Source organism: Clostridium sp. AN503 (assembly GCF_040719375.1).
GTDB lineage: Bacteria > Bacillota > Clostridia > Lachnospirales > Lachnospiraceae > Brotaphodocola.
Map to the genome: position 1 here is coordinate 708,853 of NZ_JBFDTP010000001.1, position 18,947 is coordinate 727,799.

Annotated in this window: 29 protein-coding genes; 5 read left to right on the forward strand and 24 right to left on the reverse strand. The window is 47.0% G+C overall.

The window, feature by feature from the left end:
* Window positions 1-22: 22 nt before the first annotated feature.
* The 13 genes from AB1I67_RS03115 to AB1I67_RS03175 form a co-directional block, all read right to left on the reverse strand.
* Window positions 23-580 carry a hypothetical protein gene (locus tag AB1I67_RS03115; RefSeq protein ID WP_367028356.1) on the reverse strand — a complete coding sequence of 186 codons (558 nt, stop codon included), beginning with the start codon at window positions 578-580 and terminating at the stop codon, window positions 23-25.
* 40 nt (window positions 581-620) lie between these two features.
* A complete protein-coding gene (locus tag AB1I67_RS03120) occupies window positions 621-1,268 on the reverse strand; it encodes a hypothetical protein (protein WP_367028357.1) in 648 nt (215 codons plus the stop codon).
* Window positions 1,214-1,534, reverse strand: a complete 321-nt coding sequence (locus AB1I67_RS03125) for a hypothetical protein (RefSeq protein WP_367028358.1) — start codon at window positions 1,532-1,534, stop codon at window positions 1,214-1,216. The genes AB1I67_RS03120 and AB1I67_RS03125 overlap by 55 nt, the downstream gene beginning before the upstream one ends.
* A 45-nt stretch (window positions 1,535-1,579) precedes the next feature.
* Window positions 1,580-1,951 carry a hypothetical protein gene (locus AB1I67_RS03130; RefSeq protein WP_367028359.1) on the reverse strand — a complete coding sequence of 124 codons (372 nt, stop codon included), beginning with the start codon at window positions 1,949-1,951 and terminating at the stop codon, window positions 1,580-1,582.
* Entirely contained in the window at window positions 1,951-3,360 is a 1,410-nt protein-coding gene (locus tag AB1I67_RS03135) for a hypothetical protein (protein WP_367028360.1), read from the reverse strand. Before AB1I67_RS03135 ends, AB1I67_RS03130 begins: the two co-directional genes overlap by 1 nt.
* A complete protein-coding gene (locus AB1I67_RS03140) occupies window positions 3,361-5,400 on the reverse strand; it encodes a PcfJ domain-containing protein (RefSeq protein WP_367028361.1) in 2,040 nt (679 codons plus the stop codon). It abuts the gene before it with no gap.
* 9 nt (window positions 5,401-5,409) lie between these two features.
* Window positions 5,410-5,958 (reverse strand): hypothetical protein, encoded by a 549-nt coding sequence (locus AB1I67_RS03145; protein ID WP_367028362.1) that lies wholly within the window; start codon window positions 5,956-5,958, stop codon window positions 5,410-5,412.
* 2 nt (window positions 5,959-5,960) lie between these two features.
* Window positions 5,961-6,476 carry a hypothetical protein gene (locus tag AB1I67_RS03150; protein ID WP_367028363.1) on the reverse strand — a complete coding sequence of 172 codons (516 nt, stop codon included), beginning with the start codon at window positions 6,474-6,476 and terminating at the stop codon, window positions 5,961-5,963.
* Complete coding sequence (locus AB1I67_RS03155; RefSeq protein WP_367028364.1) at window positions 6,469-6,753, reverse strand: hypothetical protein; 285 nt, start codon at window positions 6,751-6,753, stop codon at window positions 6,469-6,471. The genes AB1I67_RS03150 and AB1I67_RS03155 overlap by 8 nt, the downstream gene beginning before the upstream one ends.
* Window position 6,754: 1 nt before the next feature.
* A complete protein-coding gene (locus tag AB1I67_RS03160; RefSeq protein WP_367028365.1) occupies window positions 6,755-7,126 on the reverse strand; it encodes an RNase H family protein in 372 nt (123 codons plus the stop codon).
* A 15-nt stretch (window positions 7,127-7,141) separates the two neighbouring features.
* Window positions 7,142-7,909 carry a hypothetical protein gene (locus AB1I67_RS03165; RefSeq protein WP_367028366.1) on the reverse strand — a complete coding sequence of 256 codons (768 nt, stop codon included), beginning with the start codon at window positions 7,907-7,909 and terminating at the stop codon, window positions 7,142-7,144.
* A gap of 188 nt (window positions 7,910-8,097) precedes the next feature.
* Window positions 8,098-8,286, reverse strand: coding sequence for a hypothetical protein (locus AB1I67_RS03170; protein ID WP_367028367.1), 189 nt, complete (start codon window positions 8,284-8,286; stop codon window positions 8,098-8,100).
* A 13-nt stretch (window positions 8,287-8,299) separates the two neighbouring features.
* Window positions 8,300-8,653, reverse strand: coding sequence for a hypothetical protein (locus AB1I67_RS03175; RefSeq protein WP_367028368.1), 354 nt, complete (start codon window positions 8,651-8,653; stop codon window positions 8,300-8,302).
* Between the two features lie 93 nt (window positions 8,654-8,746).
* Between AB1I67_RS03175 and AB1I67_RS03180 the strand changes: the two genes are divergently transcribed.
* A complete protein-coding gene (locus AB1I67_RS03180) occupies window positions 8,747-9,184 on the forward strand; it encodes a hypothetical protein (RefSeq protein WP_367028369.1) in 438 nt (145 codons plus the stop codon).
* Here AB1I67_RS03180 and AB1I67_RS03185 read toward each other — a convergent pair.
* From AB1I67_RS03185 to AB1I67_RS03205, 5 genes are all read right to left on the reverse strand, one after another.
* Window positions 9,144-9,353: a hypothetical protein gene (locus tag AB1I67_RS03185; RefSeq protein ID WP_367028370.1), complete on the reverse strand. Its 210-nt coding sequence runs from the start codon at window positions 9,351-9,353 to the stop codon at window positions 9,144-9,146. The two genes, AB1I67_RS03180 and AB1I67_RS03185, sit on opposite strands and share 41 nt — an antisense overlap.
* Window positions 9,354-9,397: 44 nt before the next feature.
* Entirely contained in the window at window positions 9,398-9,607 is a 210-nt protein-coding gene (locus AB1I67_RS03190; protein ID WP_367028371.1) for a hypothetical protein, read from the reverse strand.
* Window positions 9,608-9,765: 158 nt separating this feature from the next.
* Entirely contained in the window at window positions 9,766-9,918 is a 153-nt protein-coding gene (locus tag AB1I67_RS03195) for a hypothetical protein (protein ID WP_367028372.1), read from the reverse strand.
* Between the two features lie 335 nt (window positions 9,919-10,253).
* Window positions 10,254-10,424: a hypothetical protein gene (locus AB1I67_RS03200; RefSeq protein ID WP_367028373.1), complete on the reverse strand. Its 171-nt coding sequence runs from the start codon at window positions 10,422-10,424 to the stop codon at window positions 10,254-10,256.
* Window positions 10,425-10,430: 6 nt separating this feature from the next.
* Entirely contained in the window at window positions 10,431-10,649 is a 219-nt protein-coding gene (locus AB1I67_RS03205) for a helix-turn-helix transcriptional regulator (protein ID WP_367028374.1), read from the reverse strand.
* 163 nt (window positions 10,650-10,812) lie between these two features.
* Between AB1I67_RS03205 and AB1I67_RS03210 the strand changes: the two genes are divergently transcribed.
* The 4 genes from AB1I67_RS03210 (at window position 10,813) to AB1I67_RS03225 (ending at window position 13,886) form a co-directional block, all read left to right on the forward strand.
* Window positions 10,813-11,544 (forward strand): XRE family transcriptional regulator, encoded by a 732-nt coding sequence (locus AB1I67_RS03210; protein WP_367028376.1) that lies wholly within the window; start codon window positions 10,813-10,815, stop codon window positions 11,542-11,544.
* A 17-nt stretch (window positions 11,545-11,561) separates the two neighbouring features.
* A complete protein-coding gene (locus AB1I67_RS03215; RefSeq protein WP_367028377.1) occupies window positions 11,562-11,873 on the forward strand; it encodes a hypothetical protein in 312 nt (103 codons plus the stop codon).
* Window positions 11,874-11,875: 2 nt separating this feature from the next.
* A complete protein-coding gene (locus AB1I67_RS03220) occupies window positions 11,876-12,094 on the forward strand; it encodes a hypothetical protein (protein ID WP_367028378.1) in 219 nt (72 codons plus the stop codon).
* A gap of 178 nt (window positions 12,095-12,272) precedes the next feature.
* On the forward strand, window positions 12,273-13,886 hold the full coding sequence (locus AB1I67_RS03225) for a recombinase family protein (protein ID WP_367028379.1): 1,614 nt from the start codon (window positions 12,273-12,275) through the stop codon (window positions 13,884-13,886).
* Here the strand turns inward: AB1I67_RS03225 and AB1I67_RS03230 are convergent.
* The 6 genes from AB1I67_RS03230 to AB1I67_RS03255 all read right to left on the reverse strand — a co-directional run bounded on the left by AB1I67_RS03230 (window position 13,871) and on the right by AB1I67_RS03255 (window position 18,871).
* The gene (locus AB1I67_RS03230) at window positions 13,871-14,731 is read right to left on the reverse strand and encodes an ATPase, T2SS/T4P/T4SS family (RefSeq protein ID WP_367028380.1); all 861 of its coding nucleotides are present in this window, start codon (window positions 14,729-14,731) and stop codon (window positions 13,871-13,873) included. The two genes, AB1I67_RS03225 and AB1I67_RS03230, sit on opposite strands and share 16 nt — an antisense overlap.
* A 12-nt stretch (window positions 14,732-14,743) precedes the next feature.
* Window positions 14,744-15,748, reverse strand: coding sequence for a hypothetical protein (locus AB1I67_RS03235; protein WP_367028381.1), 1,005 nt, complete (start codon window positions 15,746-15,748; stop codon window positions 14,744-14,746).
* Window positions 15,745-16,236 carry an A24 family peptidase gene (locus tag AB1I67_RS03240; protein WP_367028382.1) on the reverse strand — a complete coding sequence of 164 codons (492 nt, stop codon included), beginning with the start codon at window positions 16,234-16,236 and terminating at the stop codon, window positions 15,745-15,747. Before AB1I67_RS03240 ends, AB1I67_RS03235 begins: the two co-directional genes overlap by 4 nt.
* 341 nt (window positions 16,237-16,577) lie before the next feature.
* Complete coding sequence (locus tag AB1I67_RS03245) at window positions 16,578-17,261, reverse strand: HAD family phosphatase (protein ID WP_367028383.1); 684 nt, start codon at window positions 17,259-17,261, stop codon at window positions 16,578-16,580.
* Window positions 17,248-18,072: a PTS system mannose/fructose/sorbose family transporter subunit IID gene (locus AB1I67_RS03250; RefSeq protein WP_367028384.1), complete on the reverse strand. Its 825-nt coding sequence runs from the start codon at window positions 18,070-18,072 to the stop codon at window positions 17,248-17,250. The genes AB1I67_RS03245 and AB1I67_RS03250 overlap by 14 nt, the downstream gene beginning before the upstream one ends.
* Window positions 18,062-18,871 (reverse strand): PTS sugar transporter subunit IIC, encoded by an 810-nt coding sequence (locus tag AB1I67_RS03255; RefSeq protein ID WP_367028385.1) that lies wholly within the window; start codon window positions 18,869-18,871, stop codon window positions 18,062-18,064. Before AB1I67_RS03255 ends, AB1I67_RS03250 begins: the two co-directional genes overlap by 11 nt.
* Window positions 18,872-18,947 lie beyond the last annotated feature (76 nt).

Here is an 18,947-nt window from a genome sequence, read left to right on the forward strand (position 1 = left end):
ATGAAAATTTCAGTTTAGAGGATTAAAGATACGCTGCATCCGGTGCAACCACGCCGTATTTTCCAATCACAAACGACTGATGATATTCCAGCTCCCGGATAACCGCCGTGATAGTTTCAAATGCCGCAACCAATTCCTGATAACGGAATATAAAACCGATTACCTCTGTGTATAAAAACATCTGCTGTTTTTTCGTCAGCCGCTCCAACGCCTTTATCCGCTTGTTCTTTTCTTCCCAGATGTCGCTTCCATAGATGTTTTCACCTTCCAGCAACTCTATCATATCCGTATCCGATAACATGCAGGCCGCTGTATTCCACCAGGCAACCTCCGTATAAGTACATTCATCATCTTCGCAAAACTGCTGCTGTTCTTTCCAGGGCATTTGATAGCTTAACTTTTGCCTAATGTCCCGCATCTCACCCATCATATCGGCTGCAAGTTCACCCATTTCATTAATTTGGTCACTGTAATGATCCCAATACTGGCTGTATCTTTCGTTGCCGTCATAATAATAATCTATAATTTTCTGCAAACCATCATCTACGGACCACAGGTCCAGCTTTTTAAACAGTCCCATTGTCTCTCCTTTCTTCAGAATCCCGGAAAATGTTAATTTGTTAAGCTACATAATCCTCAAAAAATTTGCATGACCGCCATATAATCCGGTTATTTACCCAACGCTGCATATCCCGGTAGATCGGCGCTGCGTGCTCCTTGTCGTATACCATCACATAAGGATCAAACTTAAGATCCCGCAAAGTATATATCCTATGTAAGTCCTGCTCTATCGTGCTGTCAAAATTGGTCAACACATACACTACTTTTCCAGCTTCAGACTTTCGACTATAACACTCAGAAAATCTCTTAAAATCCTCTGTAAGATCCTGATCGGGCTGATCCCAGGCCATATGCACTCGCTTAATTCGCATCCGGTTCAACATCTCGATCCGCTCCGGCGTCGCCAGTCTCACATCAATTCCTTGCGTAAAATCTATGACCGCCCTCGATTCTACAAGTTGCCCCAGCAAATCCTCCCAGTCCCGGCAGGCAAATATATTAGAATTGCATAACTTAATCTTCCCCTGTCCGTTCCAAAACTCCCGAAGATTGGCAACCTTGATGCTACACCGTCCCTCTTTCGCTGCTACATGGCAAAAACTACATCCGCGCGGACATCCTCTGGTTAAAAAACCAAAAGCAGTATCCTTAGTCAAATCAGGGTATTTATACCCCCGATGGTGCAGTCCTTTTTCTTCCTTCTCCAATGCAGACAGGCTCCTCCTGTTAGTCCGCATTCCCATCCATCGTACAGATCTGTTTCCCTTGAATATTGGCAGGTTTCCGGATCGTATTTCTTTCTTAATCTAATCAGGCAGTGACCGCTTTTTTCGAATGTACATCCACGACATGTCCCCGTCCATAAGTGCTGTGTACAATACCGGATAATGAATTCATATGCCTGTTCTGCTATCCAGTCAGTAACCTGTTTCCGGATTCCCATCACTCTTTTGATCCATCTATCTTTTTTCATATCTTGCCTTCTTTCTCAAACGGCTACATTTTGTCACCGTTTCAATTATTTTAACCAAATGATTCCGTTTAAATTTGCGTCCTGCTTCCGCTTCGCACTCTCCTGCTCCGGCATATTCCCGACTTTTTCCTCGTCCAGATAATTTTTTCCGAAGATCCGGATAAAATCGTCCCGGCTATGGGTCCTCTCAAATGCCTGCTGCCCGGTCCAATGCAGGTGATCCATCTTTTCACGGTTTCCATGGACTCCTTCACGGTTGTCCCGATGGCACCGGCAGCAGAGATGCACTTTTAATCCGTATTTCTCCGATAGCTTCCGGTTCGGGTTCCCGCCGAATATGTGATGCTCCTCCAACTGGCCGCACCGACCGCAGAGGAAGCACTCCTCTGCTGGTGTCGGCTCCATGATGCTTTTCATTATTTTGACGCTTCTCTTAACGCTCTTATGGCATTCAGCAGGTTTTCTGCTGTGGTCTCCATCTCCTCAAGCACCTTCGGTTCGATTGGCCACTCCCCAATCTCGAAGGTGTTTGACAGTCGCTCTGACCATTCCGCTGCCTCTTTCCATCTGCGGTGTTCCTCATTTTCTGTTACCTCGGATCCATCATGGCATTTGATATAGCTCTCCGGCAGGGTGTCCGGGTAGCTCTCAATTCCCTGCTGCACCGGCTCCCCCTTAGTATCTACTTGGCTTTCCTGTGCTTCACTGGCTTCCGGAATCTCCGTTTCAAAATCTATATCCTGCTCTTCGGTATCAGTTTCTGTTTCTTCCGGTTCCGGATCTTCTTTCTCCTCTATTTTAGCCGGTTCTATAGTGCTTTCCTGTGCCTCGGTCTCCTCAATAACTTCTCCGCTCTCCTGATCTGCTCCTGTCTCCGGCTCCTGCGGTTCCGTTTCCTCGTCCCTCTGTTCCGCTCTACCTGCTGCCGTTCCGTCCTCGCTACGCGGTTCCGTCCTGGCTTCCGGTTTCTCTTCTGCCTCCTTCACAGGTTCAGCCTTTTTCTCTTGCGCCGGCGCAAATTCCTTTTTATCCTCCGGATATGGTTCTCCGTATACAGCTTCCCATGATGTCCTCGTTTTGGGTGTCGGGCATAGCCCACAAAGAACACGGAGCGCCGCCTCCCATGTGTATGCTTCTGTCTGGTTTTCTCTTACGTTCAAAAGTTCCAGATCCTGATCCCGCCCCTTTATCGACAGCATGAATTTTCCCACGCCCCGGACCCTGGCAAATTTCACGCATACGCCGTTTGGCGCAAGGATCTGTACTGCTGCTTCACGATCGACAGTTTCCTCAGTCATAGCCTTATGCATCCCCGGATATTCCCGACTGTTTTCCCGGTAATACTGGTGCAGCATCCTGGCAAGGTTTGATTCCAGATCCGCCTGCTGCCCGTCCTGTCCCTCGATCAGCACTTCCAGATCCGTCACTTTGCTTTCATCCCGGATCTCTTTCTTTACCTCCCGGATCACTTCCCTTGTGGTCCCCGGAGGGAGCGCATCGATAACGGCATCTGACATTGTGATCATCTCGGCCAGGAGCGAAGCCCCGTATCCGCTGTACTTCTCGTCAAGCCTGTCAGAATAGCCATCTTCCGAGAATCGGTCATTGACATCGATCATGCGGGACACTGCATCATCCCGGATCTTGTACTCATTCCAGGCAAATTCTGCTATGGATTTATAACCGCTCGCCCTTAATATGTCCGTATCCCGCGCCACCTTGAGAAGATACCCCATCCTTATGTATCCTTCTGTCTGGTTCCTGTACTCCCGGTCAAACGCCTGTTTAAAATCCGCATACTGTGTATATTCCTTCATCTCCTGCATTTATCCAACCTCCATCAAGTCGGCTTCCAGCACACCGGCAAACCGCTCATTTTCTACTTTCAGTTCCTGCATCTCCATGATCCTGACTGCCCTGCTGCGGGCGGCAAGCTCCTGATCTTCCTGTTTTAACCGGGCCTTCAGTTCCTGATGCCACTCAGTTATAAACTTCTTTACTTCATCCAGATCCGGCTGGCGGTTATATTCTGACCGTTTCTGCCGGACTGTCCCTCCCGGCTCTACCTCTAATGTATACCATGCATGCAACGGCCTTGACTTCCTGCGCAGGAACATGATATATGTCTCCTGCTTGCTGATCCGCTCAAAATACCGCTCGCTGGACGCAGCGCAATGGTGGAGCTGCCGCCCATCCCGCATGATCTCCTCTATCCTTGTCGGGACCACAAGCAGATATTTCTCATTTTCATATTCATACCGTGTTTTGATTCTCTCAAGGATCTTCTCCACATCCGGATACTTCGCTCTCATTTTGTTTGCTTCTGCATCCTCATTCATGCAACTAATCTGCTCTACCAGTTCATCATGCCGTAGAATCAGTTCTTTTGCCCGGTATATGATCTCGTCATTTACATCCAGTTCCAGTCTGACTGCCATTGACAGATAATCCTTCCAGTATTCCAGCAGGCTTCCCGGAGTTTTCTTTGATACCTTCGCCTGTCGGGCCAGATAGTTAGCCACCTGAACCGGTGACATTCTGTCAACGATAAATTTGATATCCTCCGGCATAATCCTGCTTTCATCAAGAAATTGTATCGTATCCTCCGGCAGCTTTTTCCCGGTCTTCTGCTCATATTTGAGCCATTCAAGATACCTGGATCCTCCATCATTCTGCCTTAGCCGGTGGAATCGCTGCATATCGATCCCCAGCACCTCCGCCGCATTATGTCCGGATTCATCGATCCAGTCTGCATTGTATCGGTATGACCATACTGACAGTTCATTCGATGCATCTTCCGTCAGTCTCCTTAACCCTGCCTTTGCAAAATATTCCATGTATCCGCAGTGATTATGGTTGATCATAACCTTATTGTATTGCAGCTTCCACCCGAGATCTGCAAAGGTCTCAAGACGCAATTTTTCATACAGGGTGTCTTTAAGCGCTTCTTTCACCCCGTCCGGATAACAGTATTCTGACTGGCAGCGCTTATTTTCCCTGTTACTGTCCCACCAATCCTGTTCAAATTCATCGGCCTGGTTATACTGCCCGTAATACCAGTCCACATATGGCACTGTATTTCCAGTCATTTGATCCGAAATTGTGTTTTTTCCGAGGATATATCTTATATTTTCATAAGCCTCTGTTTTCCCTTCTGCTCCCTCCCAGATCCTTTCTGCTGTAAAATGCCGCGCCACGCTCCATCTTGGATCTGTTGTCTGCTGAAATATCAGGACATTTTCCCGTCTTTTTATACTATTGCTCCGGTTCTTTACCATCACGATCTTTCCGGTCCTGTTGCACTTCACTTCCTGATTGTTCTTATATGGTTTCTTTGATGTATGCCTCTTTCCACATGCTGTACATTTCCATGTGTCAGGCGATTCCCGGAACATATACTCCCGGCCTTCAAAAATGGTATCATTCAGCCAGTTGTAAAACCCATCCGGAAGCACTGGTACCGTATCCATCAATGTGTTTATCCTGTCTCTTTTTCTTGTCATCGCCCGATCCCTCTTTTCGGAGTTATAATTCTCCTCCATATAATCGATTCCGCCATTTCTATATCCCCGCATAGAACCTGTGAAGCTCTTTATGATCTCTCCACTTCCCTGGCTCCATGTTACGTCTAAGCTGTAGTACCACGGATTACCGTATGCTACATTAAGCCGCTTCTTCTGCCATTTCTGCTCTCTTTCGGAAAAGAAATCATAACGTCCGTTTTTCTGCATACAATAGCGTCCAATGTATTTCCGGCTTTCAAAACAGTCCAAAACCAGTGTCTTATCCACCATGTATGCCCTTGCCCACTTCCCCGTGTCCTCCGCCTCTCCGTGCGGCATGGCAGCTATCATTTTTTTGTCCATGGCTTCCTCCTATATTCCATACCACCTGTCCGGTTTGTATTTTTTCCCATCTATTCGCTGTATGGATATGCTTATCAGCTCACCCTGCCTTATCTTGACTAAAGCTATAACGCTTCCTACCGGGCCGGTCGCCCGCGGCGCTTCTCCGTATACGATTACTCCCCCGTTTTCCCTCGCCTTTCCCATATCTCTTGCAACCTGGATCTTTGTTGTGTTTACCGCTTTTATCCGGCGCTCCGGATGGTTGCATATATATTCCACGGCTGCTGCTATAAAATCATAGATATCCAGACGCTTCATCAGTTTGATTCTAGTGCAGGATATCTTACTGTCTGCTCCATCTTCATCGATATCCCCACCCGCTTCGACCAGATAGTATGCCGATTCGTCCCAGTTCCCGTAGTAGGTCAGGCAGTCCAGCGGGTTTTCGGCGCAATGATATCCATTCGACATACAATTTGCCTTCGCCTCCTCATGCCATTCGTTTTCCCGATACTGGTATCTTCCTTTTCCCAGTGTGCAGGTCAGGTCCTTATGAAATCCTTTGTATGCCAGCATCGTTACCCCTCCCCATCCAGCACATATAATGCCATCAGTTTCTTTTTCAGGGATTTCGGGTCTAAATAATAGGCCCTTATGATTTTTCTAAGCTCTTCGTCCGTCCCACATGATACGGCTTCCCGCTGGCCGGATGCGTGTTTTTTTGCCTCCGCCCCCATGGCATTGTAAATTTCAAGCACGTTCTTATCCTTATTCACGACGGCTGCTACCAGCTCCGGATCCGTGCACATGGTCAAAAGCATGGTGATAATGATATGGCAGGCCATCTGCTCTGCAACATACTTACTTTTGTTCACGTACAGCGTCCTCTGGATCCCCAGCCATCCGACCGCGGCCTGATATACCGTTGCCAGCTCCGGCACCATTCCATCTGCATAATCCTGCGCATCTTCCACATCCAGTCCATTTTCCTGCGCCAGCGCAATTATGGACTCCGTGTCTCCTTCTGCCAGCAGTCCTGCTGCCGCGGCATTCAGTTCCTCAACTGTATTTAATTTCCCGAATTTATCAAACATCTTCTTCTCCTCTCGCTTCCTTTACCTGCCGAAGCAGCAGGTCCACATAGGTGATCGTCTGTCCCGGCAGCTTCTCAGGCTGTCCTTTTTCCTTCACAGCTACCAGATATGGATAAATACCGCATACTTCAACCACTTTAACCTTTGGTCTCATCAAGCGCTCTCCCAGCTTGTCAAAATAGATCTTTTCTTCCAGCACTTTTCCGATATACATTTCATTCCTGATCTGTGCGATATCCTCCACCCGGATCATACCGATTGGCTTTTTACTTCCCATATTATCCTCTCCCATCTATATATAAAAATCTTGCAGAATGCGGCGTCAGGGCCTTCCTTAACTGCTTCCATTGTCCTGCATTCCGCACTGTATTCCCTTTCGCATTCATCCACCCGCTTTTCTCCCAGTTCGTGATCCAGCCCTGCTTGAACGGCTCGATGATATACTCGGAAGAAGTATATACATCGATCATGCAGGGTCTTTGCAGGACCTCAATGGCATCGATCAGGGCCTGCAGGTGATTGCTTTGCTTACTTGCACTTCTATTTTTGATAATCTCTTTCTTGTATGTCTTGCCTTTTTTATCTTCAAAACTCAGCCGCGCCCAGTAATTACTTGCGCTTGCGCCGATTTCTATATGTACTGTGTACACTGTCAATCGCTCCCTTCATCCGGCGGGTTCCCAGTCCGCGTCAGTCGGATGGATTTTTACCATCACATACCGCTGGTACGGATAACCCAATCTGTCAAATCCGTTATACAAGGATTCCCTTATGATGTAATACCCCGCCCTCGGCTTCGGATCCAGCTTCCATCCCTTCTTGGCCGTCCGGTTCCGGCACTCCGGCTTTGGTGTTATCAGATTCCGGCTACAAGAATACCGTTGTTTAAACGGCGCCTCCGGATCCCGGAAGGTCTTTTCTGTCTCCTTTACCAGATACTCGGCCAATGTCTGGTATTCCCCATCTTCATATAGCGGTACCGCTTGGATATGTCCCCGGTCCTTCCAGTTCTTCCGCACTATTCCGATAGTTGTTGCCTTACCATCGTTCACCTGATTGATAACCATATGGTGATGAATGGCTTTTTGCTTGTATTCTGTAACGAGAACATATTTTAAAGTGAAGCCTCTGGCCTTGAACTCCCTGCGCAGATTGTCCAGCAATTTAGCCACGACCTTCTGCGCCTCTTTCGGTTCCGGCCTGTTCTCCCGCTTATAGGTCAGGGTAATATGCCAGTCCCCTGGCCGGAAGTTCGCGTTTATCTTTCTCGCCAGCTTCCGGGCCGCCTGCCTCAGGTTCGCCTCCCGCATCTCCTCCGGTGTCTTCTTCCTCCCCAGCCCCCGGTCTGCTCCCTTCCTGCACCCCCGCGGGATGCACTTGATCACTTCTATCGTTGCTCCTGCCTTGTACTCTATCTGCTTATACCTGTGCACCTGCTGTCCCCCTAAAGTTAATCCTTTTATCAAGTTAGAAAAGCCATAAAACCCTTGTATTTTCTTGACTTTCCGGCCTGCACAGCGTATAATATTAGTGAGTAGTTTTGTGCTGTACAGGAAAGCTCCCAACGTTATTTGCCGTAACGCAGGAGCTTTTTTTCTGTTGTCAATGTGCCTTATTCCTTTCATGCGCTTACCAGACCTTCCCGGACCAGTTCGCGTGCCTGCTCTACCGTCAAATGCCACTGCCGCGCATAGGCTTCCGCTCTGGCGAACTCCTCCAGACACTCCTCGCAGTAGTCTCCCTCGCCTGCATCCAGCGGACAGCCACACTCCCGGCAGGTGTTATGGTATCGGTATCCTCTTATCCGCATCGTTGTCACCTCCTTACCAGCATCCCCGCGTTACATACGGGTCATCATCAATGTCAGGATCGTAATATTCTACATGGATTGGTATTCCTTCCCTGACCGCATCTACAATCATCTGTACTTCCGTCAGGGTTCTGCTCTCCTCCCGGTCTGCAAAGTGTTCCATGGCCAGCCGCAGGTTCTGCATGGCTGCTTCACAATACTCAGGTCTGCTCTCCCTGTCTGTCAGACTGTGTTTCACATCATCCAGTGACAGACCATGCAGCGCGTAGAATTTTAAAAATCCCTGTACGATCTGCTCATTGCTCATTTGGTTGTCATCATCGGACAACTTGTCCAACCAAATTTCTATATCTTCTAAATTCTGCATGCTGTTTCTCCTTCCATTTTTTTAATACAAGATTGCTTTTATTTTCTTCTAGTCATATAATTAAGAAAACTACATATCCAGGAGGAAATTAATATGGCAACTTATAAAACATCCGATCTGTTAAAACTTCTCACACAAATCATTTCAGAAGGTTATGAGTATATTGATATCTACGAAATAGAAGCTGATGATGATTGTCCTGCTGCCTTATCATTTGAAGCCATAGAAAGTGAATATTCCAGCATTGACTATGATTCTGTTGAATCATCCACTGTTCCGGCTGATTATGATTCCAATACTTCCACTCGTCACTTTTCCCCTGATGACCCATGTGGTGATATTATCTTTACTTACAAAGAAATCTTCACGCTGGCCCACGCTGTCGATAATGCGCTTGAATATCTTAAAGAGTGTTCCAAAGACCCATCCTACTCTAAAGACGTTCTTTCTGAAATTAAATCCGCATCGATCGACATTAGAAATTTGCAGGCTAAGATAAAAAAGTTGTTGTCTCATTACAAGATTTCGTAATGCAAAAAATCTCAAACTCAATAGAATGATCCATGTGGCGGTTTTCTCTGATAACCGCCTTTTTCATGTCTGCGAGTAACTTATTCGCTTTTTCCTGATTCTCCGCCCTGATGATTATGGTCACTTTATTTGATTTTGCTTCTCTACCTCTAACTGTTTTTAATTGCATGTTTATCCTCCTCGCCCAATTACATTGATGGTTTTTTGCAGTGATCATGATCCGACTCCCCAGTCATTTCTCATTACCACAACCCGATTCTCCGGGTCATAGATCAACTGCAAGCTGTCCCCGCTGGCATCCATGACATCCGCCGTATGCGGTCCTACCATTTTCACGTTAAAACACTCCTGTGAAAATCCTTCCTGCTCCATCCACTTCCGGATCGCGTACTCCGCGATTGTCTTTGCCCCTCCGATCGCCATGTTGTACCTCTTTCATAACAACGCCCGAACAACTATAAAAACCATGATTGTCATAAGGACCGCTGCCTGTTTTGCTTCCTCCTTGATTCTTCGTCTCCGTCGATACATCCTGCGAAGATTTTTGAATGGAATATATCTGTAATATTTCATAGTCCCTCCTACACCGCCATGGGTTGATTTGGCCGTTCTTCTTTTTCTAAGCATTCTTTTCGTTCCCTGTTCCGGAGCTGCCGCAGGCAAGCCTCAGTAAAACGCTGCTGGTAGCCCTCGGTGAACGTGACATTTACTTTTATATCTTGTGCTTTGATCACTTCTCACGCTCCTTTCTTATCGCATGCGCTGGATGAATGTACATATCTTATAAATCTCTTTGATTGTTTTTCTGTTTCCTCTGTTTTATAATGGTGTTATCAGTACTGCCACTACTGAAATACACTATATGGAGGATGTTCCATGTCGCTAATACGATATTATGTTGATTTACGGCCTTACTCTTTGGAAGAAAGAGATCAATATTGTCGTAAACTAGAAAGTTTTGCTTTTTTGTGCTCTCCCTTTCTTGACAAAATAGGGTTATTTGAAGTTTTCTGGGATTTATCCGACCCATTGTTTCAAGTTATTGGAATTCCTGAGCATTTGGTTTCCGTTATTCTCCCAGAATAACAATCTCAACGGTAGGCTGTTCCGGGGAGTATTCAATCACAACCCGGAATGGTTCCCCAAGTTTGACAGGGGTAATAATTTGCTGAAGAGTAACGATTATCTTTTCAACATCCGCTCGTCTAATATTGATTTTCTTTTTTGTTGTCAATTCCAACTATTCTCACGCTCCTTTCTCATCTGGCACTCCTGCCATTCCTACCAGTAAATAATCGACATCGGTTCCAAACATCCTTGACATTTTCACAAGGGCAGTACTCGGAACATCCGTTTCTTCATTTATCCAGTTGTAGTAAGTTTTAATAGATATTCCAAGCTTTTTTGCTAATTCTTCTTTTGTCCAGCCTTTGCGTACTCTTTCCGCCTCAATGCTACTGAGCATTTTTCACCTCTTTTCTGCTCATATTGAGCTTTTATGGCTATATAATAAACTCGTTTCGAGCTTTTGTCAAGGGAATTTTATAATTTTTTGCTCATTTTGAGCATTTAATTATTGACATATTGTAATTTATTACATATAATGGGCATACAGGAGGACTGATCTTATGAATTTTGGAGAACGACTTACAGAACTAAGAATTTCAAACGGATATTCTAAAAGAAATGAATTTGCAGATAAATTAGGTATTCCAAGCACCACTCTCAGAAACTACGAAACCGGTGTCAGAGAGCCTGGACATACTTTTTTAAAACAGATTTCTGAAATGTTTAATGTTTCTGTTGATTACTTGCTTGGTCTAACTGACGAAAAAGAAGTTTTAAATTCTTTTCGCCTAAGGGCTTCCGAATATGACCATATCAAGCAGTATCGCTTACTTGATGATGCAGGTAGATCACACGTCAATGCCGTCCTCTCTTGGGAGACAGAACGACTTAGCCAACTGACTGCTGCCAGCGATATCGTACCCGCTCCCACCCGCATCATCAGTTACTATCAGCGATTGGCCAGCGCGGGGACCGGCGAATATCTTTTTGACAGTGTGCCCACCGACACCATCGAGGTTCCGCTTAACAATTTATCCGAGGAAGCTGATTTTGTGATCGGTGTCAACGGCGACTCCATGGAGCCTACTTATTATGACGGCGACATGGTCTATGTTAAAATTGCAAACGAAATTCCAACCGGACATATTGGTGTTTTCACACGGGGGAATGAATGTTTTATTAAGGAATTAGGCTTTGATTGCCTTTTGTCTCACAACCGGAAAAGAAATAATATCGCGGCCAGCGATGATATCCGACTGGTAGGCGAGGTTCTTGGCAAAGTAGAAATGTAGTAGGAGGGATTTTAAATATGAAATACAAAGATTTTTTACAATATCTGGAATCCAATCTTGACGGTTACCAGGCATTTATACAAAAGGCCCGGCGGTATCAATCAGATAAAAATGCAAAACGAGCGCCTAAGAGTCGCTGGACTGAAGAAAAAATGGAGAAAGCTGCCTATGATATGTGGAAAGCGTCCATGGAGCCACTTTATAATAAACTAAAACACGAAATCAAATCCGACCTGCGCGAATCTTGGATCTCCTTCATTGCAAAGAATGACATTTTTGAAATTGTAAATGAGGGTATTAACGATTTGGATTTTAACGAGGTGGCATAGGCATGATAATTTGCTCAAATGACCCTGTTGATTTGACTGGTTTGACGAAAAGAGATCTGCGCGATATTGAAAATTCCTTAAAAATCGAACGCCAAAAGTTAGATGATCAGGATCTTGACGAAGACACAAAGGAATGCTTAATAAAAGCTATGCATTGTGCTTTTATAATTAGCAAACAACGCAACAAAGAAAAGTATACTCCCAAAAAATACAGAAAATAGACTGCTGCTTTATAATGCAAAAACCGCCCTGCTGATAACAGAAGCGGTTTTCACATAGATACTATTACCGGGATCACTCCCAACATATAATACCCGCTCGACACCTGTATTATATCATTCGGAGCACCCCCGGTCAATGGGTGTATTTTTTATACTTATTTTTAAGGAGGGTGATATAATGCGAAACAAAAAACAGACTGGCCTCCGCGTGGGAATATATGCCAGAAGAACTGTCGATAGTGAAAAATCTGATTCAATCAAAATGCAGATTGATACCTGCACAGCACACCTAAAATTAAAATATCCAGCTCCTGGGGAGATAGAATCCATAACTATCTATGCGGATGAAGGATTTACACGAAGGAATACAGACCGTCCAGACTGGCAACGAATGATGCGTGATGTGGACAATCATTTTCTTGATTTGGTATGTGTATATAGAATAGATCGCGCTAGCGGAAACATGAAAGACTTTTCTCTTTTCTATTCTAAGCTCGTCGATGAAAAGGGCGTGCAACTCATCGCAGTACGAGAAGGCATCGACTCGTCCCTTCCCCTGATCGGCGAAGTGATGGCATATATCGCAGCCATGATGGCCACGTATGAAGTGAAGCAGGACTCCATACGGTCTTACGACAACTCACGCTCTCTGGCCGTGTACGGGTACTGGTCTGGAGGAAGACCTCCCATAGGGTACACACTCATTCCAGTTACAGAAAACGGAAAGGTACACAAAGTATTGGAGCCTGTGGCAGAAATTGTTGAATATAGAAATAATCTTATATCGATTTTTCTGGATAACCAATTGAGCTTATCCGGGATGGAGCGATATTTAAGAAAAAATGGCATAAAAACACAAAATGGGAAATTCTTCTCGACCAATCAGATCTACACAATATTAACCGCTCCGCAATGCGTTGCAAACACACAGGAAATGTATGATTTTTTTGAATCAAAAGGTTGCCAGATGGAACAGACGCGCTCTGCCCGTGAGAATTGGGACGGAAAGCACGGAATCATAATCTACGGGCGTACCTCGGAGCAGAAGGGGAAACATATACATAACCCGCAAGAAAAATGGCTTGTGTGCATTGGCCGGCATCGTCCAATCATGGATGCGGAGCGATACTTTCAGATTATACGTCAGCTACAACAGAATACCTTTAACAAAACATCAAAACATCCTCCTACGTTGTTAAAGGGAATCTTGCACTGCTCCTGTGGATCCGTTATGAGGATAAGCTGGAAACGCAAAGTAGACAACACATACGGCTCGTGGTACTTCTGTTTAAGGCAAATGCGCCAGGGCGAAGAGTATTGCCAGCGCCACTTTATCAAGACAGAATTTTTAGACAACAAGGTCTTGGATATCTTTCATAAAATTCAGGTTGATCCGAATGAGATTGACAAATATATGAAAAAAAGAGAGAACCCAAAGTCCAAGAAATCAGCTGCTTCTATCCGCGCCAGCATCCGGAACACGCAGGAGCAGGTAAATAACCTTACTGCTGCGCTGGCCGCTAACTCCGAGTCCACTGCTACGAAATATATTATCAAAGAAATAGAGCGTTTAGATGCCGAACTGATTTCCCTACAAAGTGATCTCCTCTTAGCGAAATCTGAAGAAATAAGAAATGAGGATGACAAGATGAGAGCCATATCCAAGCGTGAAGAAATCTGTCGGCTCGTTTCAGACTTTGATCTGTTTTCACCTGAAGAACGGAACAAAATAGCTAAAGACATCCTCAAAGAATGCGTATGGGATGGCGAGACTCTTCATATTACATTATGATTTAATCTTCTCTTTTTCATCTTGCGACAATCTGGCCGCATTCTGAGCGAAGCCCGGATCAGGTCGCTGATCTCGATAGCCCCCTCCCCCTCTGTGTTGGCGTTGCGCGTCTCCAACCGTACCAGGTTCGGGACCTGCCGGATCTGCAGCTCCGCCGAATCCTCGATCGTGATCACCCGTTCCGTTTCCGGAATAAAACCGGACATGGCATTTAAAAATGTGGTCTTGCCCGAACCTGTCCCGCCACTGATGAACAGATTGTAGCCCGACTTTACAAGCCGCTCCAAAAACTCCGACGCCTCCGCGCTCAGAGACCCCATAGCGATCAGTTTTTCCGCAGTGATCGGCTCCGGGAATTTCCGTATGGTGACTACCGGTCCATCGAGAGCCACCGGAGGCAGTACCACATGGACACGGGAACCGTCCTCCAGCCTGGCATCCGCAATGGGATGAGCCACATTTACCGCCCGGTTTATCCGGCTGACAATCTGCTGTATCATATCTTCCAGCTGTTCTGTTTCATCAAATCCCCGTTCCCAGCGCTGCAGACGGCCCTTTTTTTCCAAAAAGATATTGTCTCTGCCATTGACCATGATCTCCGTCACTTCCGGATCGTCCACCAGCTCCTGCAGGATATCCAGCCTACGGAATGCATCAAACAACCGGTTCTTCAGCTCCAGCCGCTGTCTCAGCGGCAGGTAACGGCACGACGCCTCACGTGCGATCGCCTGGTCGATGCATTCATACAATTCCTCATCCTCAACCTGGCTTCGGCTTTGCAGCTCTTCCCGGATCTCTCCCTTGATCCGGTCCAGTATCTCCCGGTTTTCCATATTTTTTTCCATTTTGCCATCCTCCTAACACCATCCTTTCCCTGCTCCGCGGACCAGCTCACGGACAAAATCCCCAAGTTCTCCCCAAAGAAGCTGTTCCAGATAAGTTTCCCGCGGTCCCACAGACCGCGGTCTTGGCAGCCTTAGAAGACGAATCCGTTCCCACATCGCCCCCCTGCCGGAAGCGCTCAAATACCCTTTCCACTCCTCCAGCTTTGCGGTGGAAACCACGTCTTCTTTAACCGGGACATAGATCACATCACATAGAGCCAGGAGTTTTTCCACATCACGGCCAAAATGTCCCAGATCCACCAGGATCACCTCATAGACACTTTCCCCTGCGATCTGCGCCATCAGTCCTGCAAACTCCTCCCCCTGCACATCCGCCAGATCCTCCGCATATGTCACCGGCGGCACATAATCCAGACCGCCCCAGTTATACACGACACTGCCAAGACGCAGGCTGTTGTAAGTCCCCTGCCGGTAATAATAGATCAGGTCCGACAAGCTGCCGCTGTGCACTGTCCCAGTCAGCGCTCCCAGTCCCGAGAACTCCTCTAAACTCAGCATCAGCACCTTTTTCTCTCTTGCCAACACCTGTCCCAGAGTAACGGCAAATCCGGTCTTTCCGCAGCGGCTGACCGGGGAATACACACCGATGACCTGGCTTTTTCTTCCTGTGGCAGTCATCAGTACCGGCCGCTCCTGTACCTGGTAGCACGCCATCACCTCCCGCAGCACACTGTCCGATGCCTGGTATTTGTACACTGCCGGCGCGCCGTCCTTTGCCGCCCCAGTCTCGCTGAGCCGTATGACCTGCCCAACCTCAATCCCCTCCAGCTCCGCTTCCTCCACATCGTCCCCCACCAGCAAAAGCTCCACCGGCTGCTGTGCTGCAAATGCCTTCAGCCTGCTGATACTGGTAAATGCCACCGCCGTAAACGGCGTCGTCTCCTTATGGTTTGCAAACTCCGCAAACCGGTCCGCATAAAACGGGTCCACATCATAGACCGCCATAATCCGCTTCATAAAATCCTCCCTCCAGACTGAACCGCCTCCGAACAGATCAGATACAGACAGACCCCCGCAGCCAGACATGCCGCAAAGGGAATGTGATGCCTGCCATCCATTCCGGACAGCTCGTCATACGCCTTTACATCTTTTTCCTGAAACATGCGCGTGAAATACGCTAAAAAATACCAAAGACGAGCTTTTAAGCTCCTGTCGCGCCATAACCGGCACAACGACCAAACTGCTCCCACTAAAAACCCGGTTCCGATCGCCCGAAGCCCTGTATACAGTCCCAGATACCCTGCAATAACAGCCATCATTTTCCCGTCACCAGCTCCCATCATACGGAACCAGAACAGAAAAAAACCTGCGATCAGCATCACTGCTGCCGGCCAAAAGAAATCCCGCCCCACACAGCAGATACCCAAAACCGCGCCCAGCGCCAGCCATGTGTTAAAGACCTTCCCTCTGGTCAGATCCGTAACTGCGGCTCCCAGCAGGAACACATAAAGTAAAACAATCCTGATTAGACATCCCCCTTTTCCACGCAAAAAACACTTACTCTGTCATCCATAACTACTTACTGCTTACGAATACTTTGCCGATACGACCGATGCCCCAAACTGTCTCACAAGGAAACTGTCTGATGACACGAACTATCTTCAGAATCTTACGTCCAGAACGGACGATGATTGTTTTTACATCATACACATTTTTTGCGGGTCTGTCAATCCGAATTTTAAAAATTTTTCAAATTTTTTTACAACACTTTTTAACACTGATCAAGACTTTTTTCACCACAAAAAAAGCCGCCCCGCCGGCATTTCTGCCAACGGAACGGCCTTTATCAGTTTTCACTCATCCATGCAAGGTCAAACCCGGTAAAATCACAGATGCAACAATCTGCTCCTGCAGCCATCAGTTCCGGATGGGTTCCGACCTCTCCAATGCCGACAACAAGTCCAGCACCGTTCTTTCGGGCGTACCCAATCCCCGCCATACTGTCTTCCACTACGACGCACTCTGAGAATCTGATATCCAGACGTTTCGCCGCTTCCAATTGCATCTGACCTTTGTCTGCGTATGAACCATCGTCATAAACGCATAGATCCCGGTCAAACCACTGGTCCAATCCAAACACCTTGTAGTAAAAATCTACATTGGCGCGGATAGACGCCGTCGCCAGCGCAAAGGGAATCCCCTTCTCTTCCAGAGCATCAAACAACTTCTCTGCTCCAGCCGCCAGGTGAAGCTTCTGCGGGTTCTGCATACAGATATTCCTGTAAAGCGCTTCCTTGTGGGAAGAACACTGTGCACGTTCTTTCTGTGACAGCTGCGGCGCAATGCGCCGGATGATCACATCATTGCAGGGGCCGCAGTAAAAACTGCGGTCGGGGACCTCATCGGACCCACTGTGATATTCACTGTAAATCTCCGCCCAGGCATCCAGATGGAAGTCGGTATCGAAAAACAGCGTACCGTTAAAATCAAATATAACTGCTTTCATAAGCCGTGGCTTAGAAGATTCCAACAAGGGCTCCTAACAGGCCGACAACCAGAAGCATACCGATACAGGCAACCGGAGTCCAGCCTTTTTTCTTGATCAGGAAATACAGGCCTAAGGTAATGGACAACGGAATCAGTTTCGGCAGAATTCCATCCAGAATATTCTGGATAACGATGGGGCTTTCGCCGTTTGCTATGGTAAGAGCAACGGTGGTACCGCCATAGTTGGAAGTCAATGCGCCTACGATGAATACACCGAGCATGGAAGCTGCACGCGTAAACTCTTTAGCATTAGCAGTCAGCATCTCGATAGCCTGAGAACCTAACTTATAAGACCAGTTCATCAGCCAGAAACGAAGGGCAAACTGCACAATGTTGAAGATCAACAGGAACAAAATAGGTCCGGCCAGCGATCCGTTTATCGCCATGTTAGCCGTAATACCGGCTGTGATCGGAACCAGGGTAAACCAGAAAATAGCATCACCGATACCGCCTAACGGGCCCATTGCTGCAACGCGGACGGCACGGATGGTGTTGATATCAGCCTTCTGCTGCTCCATGGATAATACAATACCCATAACAAACGTTACCAGGAACGGATGGGTGTTGAAGAATTCCAGGTTGTGCTCCATGGAAAGCTGTAAATCTTCTTTGTTATCGCCGTGGATCTTCTCAAGACCCGGCAGGATACAGTACAGCCAGCCTGCTGCCTGCATTCTCTCATAGTTGAAAGATGCCTGCAGGTTCAGTGAACGCCATACCATCTTATTAAGAGTTTTTTTGTCAAGCGGCTGAGCCGGTGTAAGATTATTATACTGAGTTGCATTAGATGCCATCTTCGTCACCTCCGTTTGCGTTTCCTGCGCCTGCAGACTTCATTGCACAGCGTGTCTGGAAGTCATACAGAGAGATTGCTACACCAACAAATGCGATAAGCAGCAGTGCAGAGCCGCTTAACTCCGGAATGTATCCGATGATGGTTGCCAGTGCGAAACCTGCAAAATAAATGCCCCAAAGCTCATTGGAAAGCATGATACGAAGCAGAATTGCGAAACCTACGAAACGCATCATTCCGCCTGCTGCTCCCAGTCCAGTCATGATCCATGCATATTTCTCAGAAATAGCGGTCAGAGTGCTGCCCATCGCAGTACCGCCGATCAGGCCGGCTACGCATACGAGAGAGAACAACAGACCCAGAGCGCCCATTGCCATCCAGTTCAGTCTAACGATACCTTTGGCATCGCCCTTTGCTGCCATCTTGTCTGCTACGCCCATAACCGGGGACATAACAGTGAACAGCAGGGTTACCATGTACTGGCCGATCAGTGCGAACGGAACTGCAAGTCCTACGGCTGCAGTCGTGTCAAGACCGGAAGAAATAGCGAATACGGTTGCCATGATACCACCGATAACTGCGTTCGGGGGCTGAGCTCCTCCGACCGGCATGTTACCGATTGTCATCAGCTGATATGTACCACCAACGATAAGTCCTGTCTGCAGATCACCTAAGATCGCACCGATCACAGCACCTGTTACGATTGGCTGGTACAGAGACTCCAGGAAATCGAACTGGTCGATTGCTACGATAAACGCCCAAATAGCGACCAGCAAAATCTGAATTGCGTTAAAATTCATGGTTTGTGAATCTCCTTTCCAGAATTGTTTTCCGGGTGTTAAGTTCTAGTGGAGAGAAAACTGTCTACGTCATCTC